This window comes from Aurantimonas sp. 22II-16-19i (genome assembly GCF_002088275.1).
Classification (GTDB): domain Bacteria; phylum Pseudomonadota; class Alphaproteobacteria; order Rhizobiales; family Rhizobiaceae; genus Jiella.
In genome coordinates, this window is the sequence record NZ_AQQS01000048.1 from 21666 (window position 1) to 35030 (window position 13365).

A 13365-nucleotide genomic window follows, 5' to 3' on the forward strand; every position below is an offset into this window, starting at 1 on the left:
CGACCGAGAGTTTTCGTGCAGCGAACACAGCGACGCATCTGGAGATTCTGCACGTCACGGCGTCTTTTGTCTTGTCAGACGGAGCGACGCTTTGCTAAGAGACCCACGCGCCGGAGAGGATGACCCTCGCTCCGGCGTTTCCGACTGCTTGCCCCCGTGGCTTGCCGGCCGGGTTCGGAACAGCTGGTCCGGTCACCTCGACCCGCAGCGCTGCTTCCCGACGCACCTTTGGAGAGGTGGCAGAGTGGTCGAATGCACCGCACTCGAAATGCGGCATACGGGCAACCGTATCGGGGGTTCGAATCCCCCCCTCTCCGCCATGGTTTTTCCACTCTCCGCCAATTGAAATCCCGCATTTTCCGGCATTTTTGCCTCCTGGCACGCCCCTTCGGGAGTGTTTCGGATGGACAAGTCAGGGCGTGTATCGTGCGGGGTATCGTCCCGTGTATCGCGGGAACGGCGGGAAAAGGCCAAGGGCGGACCGCCTGCTCGGCCGCGCGGTGCAGGGCCGTATCTCGTGCGGTCAGGAACGACTTACCTTTTTCAGATTAGGGTGCCGAAGGATCTCGGCGGCGGCCGGGGCTCGGCGCCGATCCGGATCAGCCTCGGTGCTTGCCCGGCTCGCGAGGCCCGGCGCATGGCGGACCTTCTCGCCGCCGAATCACGGCGGCGCTTCGACGAGATGAGGAACAGGCGATTGGCGGAGGAGGACGACAGGCCGGAAGACGAGGCGTTCGAGCCCGAATACATGTTCTCGGGTTCGACGCCCGGGGAAGTGTGGGCCGAGATGCGGGGCTGGATGAAGGCCCACACGTCGATCATCCGGCGGGATCCGCCGCCACCGACGCAGGCAGAGGAGCGGCGCTTCGAAGGCTGGCGCGGGCTCGTCGGGATTGCGCGGGAGGTCGCCAAGGGTGCGGACGGCAATCCGCTGATCGTCGACAACGTCGAGGTCCTGAAGTCGACATATGTCAAAAAGCTGAGCGGCGCGGCCATTCCCGCCGCGGCATCCGCGCAGCCGGCCCGGGAACCGTATGAGTTCCTGAAGCCCGAGGAGCCGGCGGCGGCGATGCCTCTGACGGACCAGCCGTCGCAGGACCCGGCAAGCCCCCGGGTCGCCTCAATGCCCGAACCCGGCAACGATGGCGCCGCCGAAGACCAGGAGCTCGACGAGCAGGGCCGCCCGATCCCGGCCTTCAAGCGCGACCGCCGCTTCGTCAAGCGCTCGGTCTCCCGCATGCCGATGTTCAGCGACGTCTCAGAGGAGTATCTGGCGGCCCGCGCCGGGGCTTCGGGCGAAACCAACAAGGATCTCAAGACGGCGCGCTTCCGGCGCGATCTCTTCATCGAGCTGATCGGCGATCATCCGGTCGACACCTACACGCCCGCCGACCTCCAGGCCTATATCAGCCTCCTGACCTTCTGGCCCGCCATGCAATCGCAGCGGCCGAAGGACGCGCCTGCCCGCGAGATCATCGAGGCGAATCGCGACCTGCATCTCCGGCCGTTATCACGCAACGCGCTGCAGCATGGCTATGTGAGCATCGTGAAGACGATGATCGGCTACAGGAGCGCCACGCTCGGCTATGCTGATCCGTTTGCCAGGGCCAAGGTCTGGTGGCCGAAGACGGCGACGCCCGCCGTCAGTGCCGAGCCGCTGAGTGCGGAGCGCATCTCGGCCGTCTTCCGGGTGGGCGCCGAGAGCGGCCTTCTCGACAACATCCTCCTGCCGCTGCTCGGCCATCTCACCGGCCGCCGGATCGGGCTCCTGATCCATCTGAAGGGCAACGACATCCGCGAGAAGTATCGTGGGGTTTATGTTGCGCAGACGTCGGGCATCACACTGATCGACGGGCGCTGGAGCCGTGTCCCCTACAAGACGGACGCCAGCACCACCTTCTTCGTGCTGCACGAGTTCCTGGCTGAGATCGGCTTCGTCGACTGGGCGATGGCACAGGGCGACGCCTTCCTGTTTCCGGAGCTGATGCGCCTTGCCGATCCGAGCAAGAGCGCCTCGTCCTACATGGGCCGGCTGTTTGCCCGCGCGGGGATCCCGAAGAGCCGCAAGGAGGTGTTCCACTCGCTGCGCGGCGGGCAGATCGAGGACATGCGCGACAGCAAGATCGATTCCCGCGATCGCCGGCTGCAGGCGGGGCATGCCGTCGCCGTCGATGAACATGAGGGCTACGGCTTCAAGTCGATCACCGAGATCCGCGCGCGGGAACTCGCGAAGCTGCCGCTCAATCCCGAGATCGACTTCTCGGTGTTCCGGGGCCTCGACTTCGACCGGCTCGCCACGCGCAAGCGCAAGGCCGGGCGGCAGGTGCGGGACCAGCTCGAATGAGGACGGTCGTTGCGGGGTCGGTCGAGACACCGGCTCCCGTGCGTTGCGAGCGATCGGATGCGGCGCACTCTCCGGCGCTGCGCCCATTCGAAGTTCGGATGGATCGCCGGGCGGCCTGTCGGAGATGGTTTCTGCTTTGGCAACGTCGGACCGGCTCTCGAGATTTCCGATTCAAAGGCCAACGGCGTTTCATGGAGTAATGGGAGCGTTTTAGCTTTTTGAGACCTACGGCGTTTGCGCGAGACCGTATCGTCAGGGTGGTTGCGCCTCCGGGTTGGGGTTCGGGTGCTTGGAAGGTCCCGCCAGCGATCCGGGGCTTCGGTCTGCAATGGAGAACGATCCGGTCGCGGCCGCCGACAGGCTGGAAGAGAGTGGCGGCGTGAGCCGTGGCTTCGTCTTCGGCAGCTTGTCGGCTCCACAATTGCTGGCCACCGATGTCAGGGGGGCGTAGGCCGCCGAAGTCCGGGCGCTGCATGCGCCTGCGTGGCGTCGGTCCTGCAAAGCCGCGGCCGCCATGCAAGGTGTCCCGCGCGGCCGATGGACTGGCGATCAGACGCCGCTGGCAACCCCTGCTGATGGGGCGCGCCCGCAGGCGGGCGCCAGTCAACGGCCGGACCCGCCGTCCTGCTCTTCCTCGACCGCCTTGGCTCCGTCGGTCCTCGCCAGGTGCGGCTTACGCTGGAAAGTCCAGCCGTCTTCGTAGCTGTCGGTCAGCTCGTCGAAGCGGGCGGCCGCGGCGTTCCGGTCGAAGCCCTGGGCCACAAGGCGCTCGACGATGGTCGCCCGCAGCTTCGTCAGGTACTGCGGCTCCTTGGTCAGCGCCCGGGTGATCGCCCAGTGCAGCGCGACCCGGGCGACGTCGTCGCGCGATGGCTTGCGCTTCGCCTTCTGCTCGACGCGGTAGGCCCGCTGATAGGCAGCTTGGGTTTCGTTTCGGTCAGTTCGAGATCGGGGCATGGGGGTCTCCGGTCAATGGGGCTTCCGGCCCCGCCGCGGTGGCGGGACCGGAACGGACGTCAGGCGGCGCTGCCGAGGACCGGCGTGGCGACTGACGCCGCAACCGGATCGGAGAACTCGTCGGCGTCCGGCTGCGTGCCGTCGACCTCACCGGCGTCGGCGTCCCTGCGCCGGATTGCCCGACCCTCAGGCCCGGCCTCTGCAGCGGCATCGGTGGCAGGCGCCTCGTCGGTCTCCGCATCCTCGTCCGGATCGGCGTCGATGTCGGCTCCAGCCGCCGCGCTGACCGCGGCTGCGGACGGTTTGCCGTCCTCGCCCTCGAGGGCGAAGGCGACCAATGGCAGCACCTCGTCGGTCAGCCACGGCGTCAGTTCGCCGTTCCTCGGCAGGGATTCAGCGCCTCCGGCCAGGGTGCCGAGCATTGACAGGACGTCCTGCCAGCGCGTCTCCGGCAGCCGGACGTGGCGCAGGTTCTGGGATCCGGCGAGCGAGTCTACCTCGATGTCGAGGATGAGCTCGATCAGCTCACGCTCGGCAAGGCGCGCCGTCGCCATGACGGCGTCGGCGAGCTTGCCCTTGAGGACCCTCTTGCCGCGGCTGGCCGGCTCAAGCGCCGCCTCGACCTCCCTGCCGATCACGGCGAGCGCCGCCCGGACGCTCTTGATCTGTCGCGCTTGCTTGCTGGCAGCGAGCCCCTTCAGCCCCTTCAAGCCGCCCCGGTCGCCGGGCGCCGCGGCAGCCTCGTCACCACCGTCCTCACCATCCCCGGCCACGCCATCGACCAGCGCCCTGACCTCGCGCACCTTCAACCGCTCCCCCCGTTCGAAGGAGGCGACGACGGCGTCGACGACTGAGCGGTCGGCCGCGACGAGGTGGTAGAGCACCGTCGGCTTGATCTCGTGGCGCACGCAGGCCGCGCGCACGTGGCCGAGGTGGCGGTGCACGTTTCGGATGGTGCGGGCGTGGCGGTCGGTCATGTCGAAGCGGGTCTTCACCCACTGCGTGAAGGTCTCGTCCTTCAGGATGGCCGCGGCGGTGTCGAGGTGCTCGCCGAGGGTGAAGATCTGGTCGGTGCCAGCGCGGCCGAGCGCCCGGATCTCGGCCTCGAGCGTCTCGATGCGCTGGCGCGCCGCCGCGTCGAGGCTGTCGATCGCCTCCTCGACGCCCGGGACAGGCGCACGCTTGCCCGCGCCCTTCACACGCGCGGTCTCCTTTGTCCTGTCGATGCCACTTCCCGTCGGTGCGGGGTCATTCACGTTCACTGCCATCTCGGCGTGCCTCTCTGTTCCAATGTCCGATCTGCCTCCCGCAGACGCGCCGCGTCTGCGGGAAACATTGAAGCCATTCTACCTCGGACGAAGAAGCACGTCGAACCACCACGCAGATCAATCTAAAGTAACATCTGTCACAGTGCTTCATAATGACTTTCTATGCGAGCACTTATCCACAGAAAAAGGACTTTATTAACGCTGCATAAGCTCCATGACCGTCCAGAATAAAGATTCTAAACCTGGCGTTACTTCCTCGTTCAAGAGATCGCTCCTCCCGGCTAGGCTTGAAGAAGATGGCGGTTTCGGCAGGGGCTGCGCCGCGGACCGGCCGCCAAAGATCTCGTTCATGCCGTCCCGGACGATGAAGTAGATGCCCGGCCGAGGCGTCGGGTGACGATCTGTCACCGCGCTCCCCGGGTCCGGTGCTGACCGGCTCACGGCGGCGTCGGTTCAACGCTGTTTGCCGCCGCAACGCCGACCCTGAGCATGGCAACGCCGTCATGCGGCTTTGAATCGTCAGGCTCGGGTTTCGACACGGCTTCCTCGAGGACTGAATCGCCGATCTCTGGTTCTGCAACGAGGATCCGCAACTTGTCTCGATGCAGCCTGACGCGTTTCGAGTGACCGGCGCTTCATCTTGGGTAAACGGCCACGGCGACGACGATCAGCGGCCGCGCTGAATCGGATATCCTGAACTTCGCAACGAAGATGTCCGGCCTTGAATCGCCCACTCGTCTGATTGAATCGGATTTGCGCAACTTGTCCCGAAGCATCCCGATCCGCGCGCGATGTGAACCGGCTTGCGGGCACGTTCATCGAAAGCTTGGCCAGACGAGGCATCGGCGCGCTGCGAGAACGGCAGGCGCCCCGACTGCAATGGCCCCGGTCAGCGCCCGCCCGCCCCCTGATGGACTGACCGGAGCCGCTGCCGATCGCGCCATGGCGCGTCGGGCGGAACGTCGTTGCGATCGCTTCGCGTTAACCATGCGATCGCGTTGCTCGTTCAGGCGCCTTGCGATCGATGGTTGCGGGCGTCAGGTTGAGCGGCATTCCGGAACAGCCGGAACAGTAACGGCCCCCGCGGGTGTTGACGCACCCGGCGGAGGCCTGACCCGCAACCTGATATAGAGGTCTTGGGCTATGACGAGCCATAACGTCTTCATCGATTCGAGAACAGGTCTCCTGACCGTCGGATGCTCCGCGCCGCCGAACGGCCCTGGCGCTGGCATAGGCCACCGCGAGATGCGCGCCGCCTGAGGCCCGCGAGCCTCCATCCGACTTCCAATCAACTCCGAGACGATCGGACACGGCCGCGACGGCGCATGTGGGGCTTCCTGCATCCGCTCCGATGACCGGCGTCTGCCGGGCTTGCTGGCCTGCCGCCTGACAGTGGGTGCGCTCCGCACCTGTTGGGGGATGCATCCGGCTGCCCGCGCCGCCGCCGTGCCCCGTGCCGTGCTGCGATCGTCTCGAACCGGAGACCTGCCTTGAACCACTTTCCCCACCTTGCGGCGCATGCCGACGAGAAGACCACCCGCGACCGGCGCCCCCGGCTCATGCCCCTCGAGGCCGAGCGCGATCTCGCGCCGTTGATCGACGGAACGATTGCCGACGTCACCGCCAGCGTGCCCGCGCCGGACGCCGTCCTCGGCGACTATGTCGGGCTCGCCTCGCTCATCCGCTCGCTCTCCTTCCACGAGGGCAAGCTTCTCGAGCGGGCGATGATCGCGCTCGGCCAGCGCAACGCCGACCTCGTGATCCTCTCTCAGAGCCTGCGCCTGCCCGTGACGCCCGCGGCGCTGGAGGCGATCGCCCGGAATCGATCCGGTCGGCTGAAGGGGCTTGCCTTCGACGCCGAGGCGCGGACGCGGATGAGCTACACGCCGGATCTGATCGTCGTGAACCGCGCCCGCCACACCGCCACCGTCATCGACATGAAGCGGTCGGTCGCCTCCTATCTCGACACCAACCGGCTCGAGGATTTGAAGCGGCGGATGCTGGCCGTCTCGCTGATCCTGCCCGACTGGCTCTACCGGGAGCACCAGCGGCTGATGGTCGACGAGGTGGGCATCGCCATCGTCGACGGGGCGAGCGCGCCGAGCGATCATGACGCCGGGATCTGGGCGCTGGACGAGATCGACGACCTCCTGGAGATCGACGGCGCCGCCGCCGCCATGCAGGCGATGCGGATCAGCTTCGGCGAGCGCATGCGGGAGTTGCTGAAGGCCGAGGCCGAGCGCGTGGTGAGAAGCTATGGCCACGAGGACGAGGCCACTTCCGCAAGGCGGGCCTCACGAGCCTGCTCCACCAGCCGAGGCAATGGCGGCCCGCGCGATGGCGATCAGGGCGACTGCGTGGAAGGGCCCGGAGCGGAAATGATTTCCGCGATGCCGCCCTCGGCCCGGATGATCCGCGTCGGCGTCGCACGGCCGAGGGCTGCCGCCTGACCGCTGCCTGACGCCGGGCGCCCAAGAGGCGCGCTGGGCTCCTTCCACCCGTCGATCTGTTTTGCCGCCGTTGGCTTCGCCTTCGGTGAACGAGAAAGCCATGTCCATGAACACCCTTCAGCCATCGATCCACAATGAGCGACGCGTCCCCACAGCCAGCACCGACCCGGCCAGCCCCGGCTCAACAGGCCTGGCGCTGGCCGACCTCGATCCGATTGACGCCGCGACCGGCACGGCAGCTCCATCCGCTGCGCCGGACGGCGATCCCGCCGTCATCGTCGGTCTGGCCCTGCGGCACGCTCGCATGCGTCACCCCGAAGCGGTGCTTCCCACGCCGATCACCGACCGGCTCCAGCGCCTGGCCGCCCTGGGCGATCCGACCTGCCGCCTTGTCGCGGATTGGATGGAGCAGCGTCACGCCGCGTCCTCGGCGACGCGCGTCACCATCACCCGCAGAGGAGAGATCCGATGAGCCGGAAAGTGCGCCGCTCCCGGCCACTGAAGCGGCCTCGGATCACCATGCCCGTGGCGGCCGATCCACGACGGAACCCCGGTCCCAGTGCGAGCGATCCGGCCGTGAGCGAAGGCGGCCCGTCCCGCCTCGACGCCGGCGCCCTCGCAGCCCGCCTGCTGATCGACCGGGCGCTCGCCTGGGCCGACGTGACCCGCGCCGATCTCGGCGCCCTGTTCAGGCAGCCCGGCACCATCGTCACGTTGGAAGCGGACGTGCCGGGTTTTGCCGGAGCGGCCCTCCGGCTGCTCGACGAGGGTGAGCTTCTGCCCGGCGCGGTGGATTCCTCCGACATCGGCAGCATCCGGGAGTGGACGCGAGGCTGGATCGCTCCTGTCGACGACACCGACTTCACCATCGCCACGGCCTCGCTCCGCCGCGACGACAGTGCTCACACCGACGGGGCCTGGCTCAGGCATCTCGGTGCTGCCATGCGGCGCAGCCTGCCGCTGCTCGCGGTAAGCGAGGTCGGCATTCCCACGGTGCTTGGCCTCGCCGCCGATCTGACGCTCGACGCTGGATCCCTCGACGCGGCGATCGTCCTAGCGACCGTTGCAGCCGTCACCGGGATGGACGAGCACGCCGTGCGGCTGGCGGGTGAAGCAGTCGGGATCGACCGGATCGACCTGTCGCAGCTCGCCATTGCCGATCTCGCTTTCGCCATCCGGCCGGGCCTTTCGCCGGAGCGCAGCCTCGCCATTCTGGCCTGGCTTGCATCGGAGGAAGCGAGTGCGCCATCCTCTGGGACGAAGAAGACGGGCGGTCATGGAAACGGCGGCGGCGACGAGGACGGCGGCGGAGGTGGGACGGCTGCTGCACAGAACAAAGGCGGCGGTCGCGGATCCCGATCGCTCTCCAAGCCCAACCGCAAGCTGCTCAGCGCCTCGGGCGCCGAGCTGATCGAGCCCGCGGACTTGTCCGATCCCCGACGTTTGTCAATCGATACACTCGCGGGTATCGGCGAGGCGAAGGATTTTGCCCTCGATCTCGCCGCCGATTGCGACCTGTGGCGGGAGGGGCGGCTTGCCTGGAGTGAGGTCAGCTCGCGCCTGCTGCTTTCCGGGCCGCCGGGCACCGGCAAGACCACTTTCGCCCGCGCGCTCGCCAATACCTTGGAGGTTCCGCTCATCGCCTCGTCCGTCTCGACCTGGCTGGAGTCGGGCTATCTTGGCAGGGTCCTTGGGCGGATGAACACCACTTTCGAACTTGCGAGGGCACTGGCGCCAGCGGTGCTCCTGATCGACGAGGTCGACGGCATCGGCCAGCGCGTGTCGATGGACAAGGACTTTGCCGACTACTGGAACGCTGTCGTCAACAAAGCCCTCGAGCTGATGGACGGCGCTGTGAAGACCGACGGCGTGATCATCGTCGCCGCGACCAACCGTCCGGAGATGATCGACCCGGCGCTTCGCCGCTCCGGCCGCCTGGAGCGTCATGTCGAGATCCCGATGCCGGACCGCCGGGCGCTGACCGGAATCCTCACCCATCACCTCGGCGCCGATCTCGCCGCCGTCGCGGCCAGCGCTCCGCCGCAGGAGTCGCCGCCACAAGGACGAGATCAGGACACGTTGGACGCCGACGGGCAGGAGATCGCTGCCCACGGTTCCGGCGACGCGCCGTGGACGGCCCCGTTGCACAGCCCGGAGGAGCCAAGATCATGATCCAATCCGCCCACAATCCCGCGCAGACCGAAGCGGAGGCGTCAGCATCGCCCTCGGCGTCACTCCCGTCGGTCTCTGTCGAAGAGGCCCTCGATCGTCTCGCCCGCCTTGCGGTCGGCCTCAGCGGCGCCGACATCGAGCGGCTGGTGCGCGAGGCACGCGGCCGGACGCGGCGGCAGCAGCGCCCTCTGGTCTATGCCGATCTCGAGACAGCGCTTCTCCGCGCAAGGCCTCAGCGCTCGCCGGAGCTTCGCTACCGCATCGCCGTCCACGAGGCGGGACATGCGCTTCTGCGGCATGTCCTGGAGATCGGCGTGGTTCTTGCCCTTTCCGTCATGGACGCGGACGGCGGCTCGACCACCACCGAGGAGCCGCCGGCGGTGCAGACCGAGACGTGGCTCACGAAGCGGCTCGCCGTCTGTCTCGGTGGTCGCGCGGCGGAGGCGGCGGTGTTCGATGCCGTCACCGGGGCGAGCGGCGGGCCGGCCTATAGCGATCTTGCTCAAGCCACCCGCATCGCGCTTTCCATGGAGACCAGCCTCGGCCTCGGCGCCGACCATCCGCTGGTCCACCGCGACGTCGATCTCGCCGGACACCTGTTGCTGCGCGACCGGGATCTCCTCGACCGCGTCGATGCGCGGCTCCAGGCCGCAATGGAGATGGCCCAACACATCGTCGAGGCGCATCGCAACCGGCTTCTGCGACTTGCGGCCGCTCTCGCGAAGGCGGGCACGCTCGACGCGGGCGAGATCGCAGCGATCCTCGACACGAGGGACAGCGCGAGGCCGTCCATCCCGGAGCCATCGGGATAAGGCGGCGGCAGTGGCATCCCGGTGTCCCTGACGTCGGGATCGGCCAGTGTGCCGCTGCCCGTCGCGGCGGCCGCCATCGGCTTGGCGACTGTCGCTATTCGAGCAATCGGCACCGCAACCACCAGCTTCTCAGTTCGAGCCTGCCCTCCCATCGGCTCGGCCGAGATTGCAGAGGGCGCCATGGCGGTCCTCGGCCCCTGACGCTCAGTCCCCACACCACACCGCCAGCCGTCACCGGCTGCCAGAAAGGTCATCCCATGAGCATCTTCATCACCGCCGACGGCAACACCCGCCATCTCGACGAGGAGCTCGAGCTCCTGCACCGCCTCGTCGCCGACCTCGAGCGCATCCGCCAAGGCGACGCGCCAAGCCGGCGCGAACTCTCGCAAGCCCCGATCCTCGACGACTGGTCGCTCGGCATGCGCCTGCAACCCTGCCTCACCGGAACCGTCCACGGCCATCCATTGATCGCCCGCGGCCACCGTTCCGTCACCTCGGAGCTCCATGTCTTCGCGCCACATCATGGTTACGCGCGCACGATGAGCAGGTTCTATCGGCTACCGGCCCGATCCCAGGTATGGTGCAGAGCCTTCGAAGCTCCGTGTCCGTCTTCGAGGCTGCCTCAAGTTCATCCGCCAGCCGCTCGATCACCTCCGTGAGCTGCGCGATCTGCCCAAGATATATCGCGCCCATCTCTCGCACGACGGCAGGCAGATCACTGGCCTCGTCGGCGAGCGCATCCTCCAGCACTTTGAGGTTCGCCGGCCCCTTCGGCGCCACAAGTCCGAACTCGGCCAGATGGCCACGAAGCGCGTTGATCAGTTGCGTCCTTTGCCGCACCAGGCACTGGTGGGTGCGGAAGGCGACTGCACGGCCCTGCGTCTCGGGGCTCTTCACCGCTAATGAGGGCATCGGCGTCACCGGTGTCGTCGGCATCCTGCGGGGCACCGGCGGCGCGGGGCGCACCATCGGCCTTCGGGCCGACATGGACGCCCTGCCGATGGAGGAGCAGACCAACCTTCCCTACCGCTCGCAGAATCCCGGCGCCTTCCATGGCTGCGGCCATGACGGCCACACCACCATGCTGCTAAAGCGCATCGAGGGTCGCGACGCCGCCTCCGCAATCGCTTCGGCATCCGCGCGATCGTTCGGCGGGAGAACGATTCACTGGATCGTTGTCTTATCCGCCTCACTCTGGCGCTTGACGAAAGGCTTCACGTAGACGGCGGGAACCAGCCGGACCTCGTGGCCGTGCGCCTGCGCCACCCGGCCCCAGTGATGCGACGTCGCGCAGGCCTCCATCGCCACCACGCAAGTCGGTTCGCCGGCTAGTAATGCCATCAAACGCGGCCGCGACAGAGCCCGATTGTAGAGAACCGCCCCATCCGGCCCGACGGCGCAGACCTGAAAGCTTCCCTTTGCCAGGTCGATCGCCAACATGCTGATCTTCGTCATTGATGCGCCCTCCGCGTGGTTCCTATAGAACCGTCATGGCATACAAGATGCCGCTGCGTCGGGGCATCCACCGCATCAGTTCAGTTCAATGGCATTCACGAACGACGGTGGCGATCAGTTCTCAAATGCTAGATTGTCGAGAGCCCATATCGCGGCCTGCGTGCGGTTGGTTACGCCGAGCTTGCGCAGCAGGCTCCGCAATCGAATCTTGACCGTTGCCTCCGAGACATCATATCGGCGGGCAATCAGCTTGTTCGGGAGTCCTTCCATCAGGCAGGTCAATATCTCGCAGTCCGCCTCCGTGAGCTCGCGCATTGGCGGCGGCCGCAATTTCCCGTTCTCGGCCGCGGATTCGCCGCTAGTGACATCCTCATCGGCTCCGTCCGCTGCACCGTCGGTGGCGTGTTCGAGCGCAAAGACGCGATCGCCTGACCGCAGCTTGTCGAGCATGACACGGCTCGTTTCTAGGCACCCACAGAGGGGTAGAACCCCATCAATGCCGGTCCGCTCGGCCCGGTGGCAGTCGCCTTTCGTGTAACCTGTAGCTAACAGGACGATCCTGGCTCCCGGTTGTACAGCTTTGAGAGCGGCAAGTTGATCCATCAATCGTGCATCGACAGATCGAACCATGACGAACAGAAGTTGTTGCGAAAAAGTATTGAAACGATGGCCAAGGGCCAGTTGAACGCCGCCGATCAGGATCGCGTTCCTGATTTCGGTGCCCAGCATCGACGACCACGTTTCGACCATATCCGGGTCGCTGATGACGATATCTTGGGAGAATACCATTCCAATCACCATTCTATCGCTTCGATGGAACCACCTGAACAGCGGCTCAAATGCCCCAGCAATCGACTATGGCGGACCCACAACCGAGAGTGAACCATATCGATAGTGGTACCCCTTTGAGGTAAGTTCTTCTTGCAGGGGTCACAAATTTCATTGACCGCGATGATATATCTTTCAAACACGCAGCAAGCTAGGCATTTTTGGTGTAAATTTCCCATAATATATCTACTATAAAATGAATTATTCTTTATAGAATTTCTTATTGAATATCTTATATTACACAATATGCCCGTCTTCATCGAGAATATTAGAATATATTTCATTGCTTTTGGCTGTAGGATACGGAATATCACCTGCGGCATTGTCGTCATCGGGTTGCACAACGTCGACGGCATAGCCGCAACTCGCATCTTTGCCTGCGTTCCGCGATTCCGACCTTATCGGCGATGCTGATTGCGGATTTACAGTGATCGGCGAACCTATCTCGACCAGTCGGATAAAACCCCCTCTAAAGACTCTCAGGTTTGCTCTTCTGATACCGATCCGCCGCATGCGCGGAGGAAGGCGCCTCCGCCTGGGAATCGGTGATTGCTACTATCAGACGAATGATCCGATAGCGGATCTGGCGACTTGCCAGATGCATGAATGCCGTCGTCAGCTCTACGCCCTCGCGGGTGGTGACGAAGCTTTCCAGCGATCCGCCGAATGACTTCGGCCAGCTTGCCGCGTCGAAGAAGTCCGAGACGGGGAGGCCGAGTGCAACGGCAATTTGCTGAAGGCGACCGACGCTGACGCGGTTCTTGCCGCTCTCATACTTCTGGATCTGCTGAAACGTCACTCCGACGGCTCGCGCGAGCCCCGTCTGGCTCATGCCGATCAGAACCCGCCGCTGTCTGATACGCAGGGCAATGAGGTGATCGAAATCGCTGACTCGGGACATGTCGGTGCGCCGCAATGGAGGATGATGGTGGCGAGGCTCGACCCGCGTGGCGCCACCCATCGCGGGTGCGGGACATCGCCTTCATGAAACCACGCCCCCCCCAAGCGTTTCAGTCTCGAAAGCGGGGTAGTGGATTAACCGAGACAAAAGCATCCCTTTGGGGATTCCAACGCGCCGA

Annotated in this window: 12 protein-coding genes, 1 tRNA gene and 2 pseudogenes; 8 read left to right on the forward strand and 7 right to left on the reverse strand. The window is 65.8% G+C overall.

Translation table 11 applies throughout. The annotated features are described in order from the left end of the window. The first annotated feature begins 230 nt into the window (after positions 1-230). Together ATO4_RS24615 and ATO4_RS24620 are read left to right on the forward strand one after the other, a co-directional pair. A tRNA-Ser gene (locus tag ATO4_RS24615) sits at positions 231-320 on the forward strand. Positions 321-403: 83 nt separating this feature from the next. After that, positions 404-2344, forward strand: a complete 1941-nt coding sequence (locus ATO4_RS24620; RefSeq protein ID WP_348626480.1) for a DUF6538 domain-containing protein — start codon at positions 404-406, stop codon at positions 2342-2344. A 603-nt stretch (positions 2345-2947) separates the two neighbouring features. On the opposite strand, the gene ATO4_RS24625 is transcribed toward ATO4_RS24620, so the two are convergent. The 3 genes from ATO4_RS24625 to ATO4_RS27930 form a co-directional block, all read right to left on the reverse strand. Then, positions 2948-3301 carry a hypothetical protein gene (locus tag ATO4_RS24625; protein ID WP_083594427.1) on the reverse strand — a complete coding sequence of 118 codons (354 nt, stop codon included), beginning with the start codon at positions 3299-3301 and terminating at the stop codon, positions 2948-2950. Positions 3302-3360: 59 nt separating this feature from the next. After that, a complete protein-coding gene (locus tag ATO4_RS24630) occupies positions 3361-4500 on the reverse strand; it encodes a hypothetical protein (protein WP_083594428.1) in 1140 nt (379 codons plus the stop codon). A 506-nt stretch (positions 4501-5006) separates the two neighbouring features. Beyond that, positions 5007-5162: a hypothetical protein gene (locus ATO4_RS27930; RefSeq protein WP_176223154.1), complete on the reverse strand. Its 156-nt coding sequence runs from the start codon at positions 5160-5162 to the stop codon at positions 5007-5009. Positions 5163-6059: 897 nt separating this feature from the next. Here ATO4_RS27930 and ATO4_RS24635 point away from each other — a divergent pair. The 5 genes from ATO4_RS24635 to ATO4_RS27935 all read left to right on the forward strand — a co-directional run bounded on the left by ATO4_RS24635 (position 6060) and on the right by ATO4_RS27935 (position 10662). Continuing rightward, a complete protein-coding gene (locus ATO4_RS24635) occupies positions 6060-7019 on the forward strand; it encodes a hypothetical protein (protein ID WP_083594429.1) in 960 nt (319 codons plus the stop codon). A 100-nt stretch (positions 7020-7119) separates the two neighbouring features. Next, on the forward strand, positions 7120-7491 hold the full coding sequence (locus ATO4_RS27465; protein ID WP_139802678.1) for a hypothetical protein: 372 nt from the start codon (positions 7120-7122) through the stop codon (positions 7489-7491). Between the two features lie 188 nt (positions 7492-7679). Continuing rightward, complete coding sequence (locus ATO4_RS24645) at positions 7680-9191, forward strand: ATP-binding protein (RefSeq protein WP_176223155.1); 1512 nt, start codon at positions 7680-7682, stop codon at positions 9189-9191. Beyond that, positions 9188-10003, forward strand: a complete 816-nt coding sequence (locus ATO4_RS24650) for a hypothetical protein (RefSeq protein WP_083594434.1) — start codon at positions 9188-9190, stop codon at positions 10001-10003. Before ATO4_RS24645 ends, ATO4_RS24650 begins: the two co-directional genes overlap by 4 nt. Positions 10004-10260: 257 nt before the next feature. After that, positions 10261-10662 (forward strand): DUF6634 family protein, encoded by a 402-nt coding sequence (locus ATO4_RS27935; RefSeq protein WP_176223156.1) that lies wholly within the window; start codon positions 10261-10263, stop codon positions 10660-10662. A 94-nt stretch (positions 10663-10756) separates the two neighbouring features. Here ATO4_RS27935 and ATO4_RS28550 read toward each other — a convergent pair. Then, positions 10757-10900, reverse strand: a pseudogene (locus ATO4_RS28550) (IS110 family transposase); the annotation flags it as partial. Positions 10901-10904: 4 nt separating this feature from the next. Between ATO4_RS28550 and ATO4_RS27475 the strand changes: the two are divergent. Next, positions 10905-11093, forward strand: a pseudogene (locus ATO4_RS27475) (M20/M25/M40 family metallo-hydrolase); the annotation flags it as partial. 74 nt (positions 11094-11167) lie between these two features. Here ATO4_RS27475 and ATO4_RS24665 read toward each other — a convergent pair. The 3 genes from ATO4_RS24665 to ATO4_RS24675 all read right to left on the reverse strand — a co-directional run bounded on the left by ATO4_RS24665 (position 11168) and on the right by ATO4_RS24675 (position 13187). Then, a complete protein-coding gene (locus ATO4_RS24665) occupies positions 11168-11458 on the reverse strand; it encodes a hypothetical protein (RefSeq protein ID WP_210191137.1) in 291 nt (96 codons plus the stop codon). 114 nt (positions 11459-11572) lie between these two features. Beyond that, positions 11573-12247: a LuxR C-terminal-related transcriptional regulator gene (locus ATO4_RS24670; RefSeq protein ID WP_176223157.1), complete on the reverse strand. Its 675-nt coding sequence runs from the start codon at positions 12245-12247 to the stop codon at positions 11573-11575. Between the two features lie 508 nt (positions 12248-12755). Continuing rightward, entirely contained in the window at positions 12756-13187 is a 432-nt protein-coding gene (locus tag ATO4_RS24675) for a helix-turn-helix transcriptional regulator (protein WP_083594447.1), read from the reverse strand. Positions 13188-13365 lie beyond the last annotated feature (178 nt).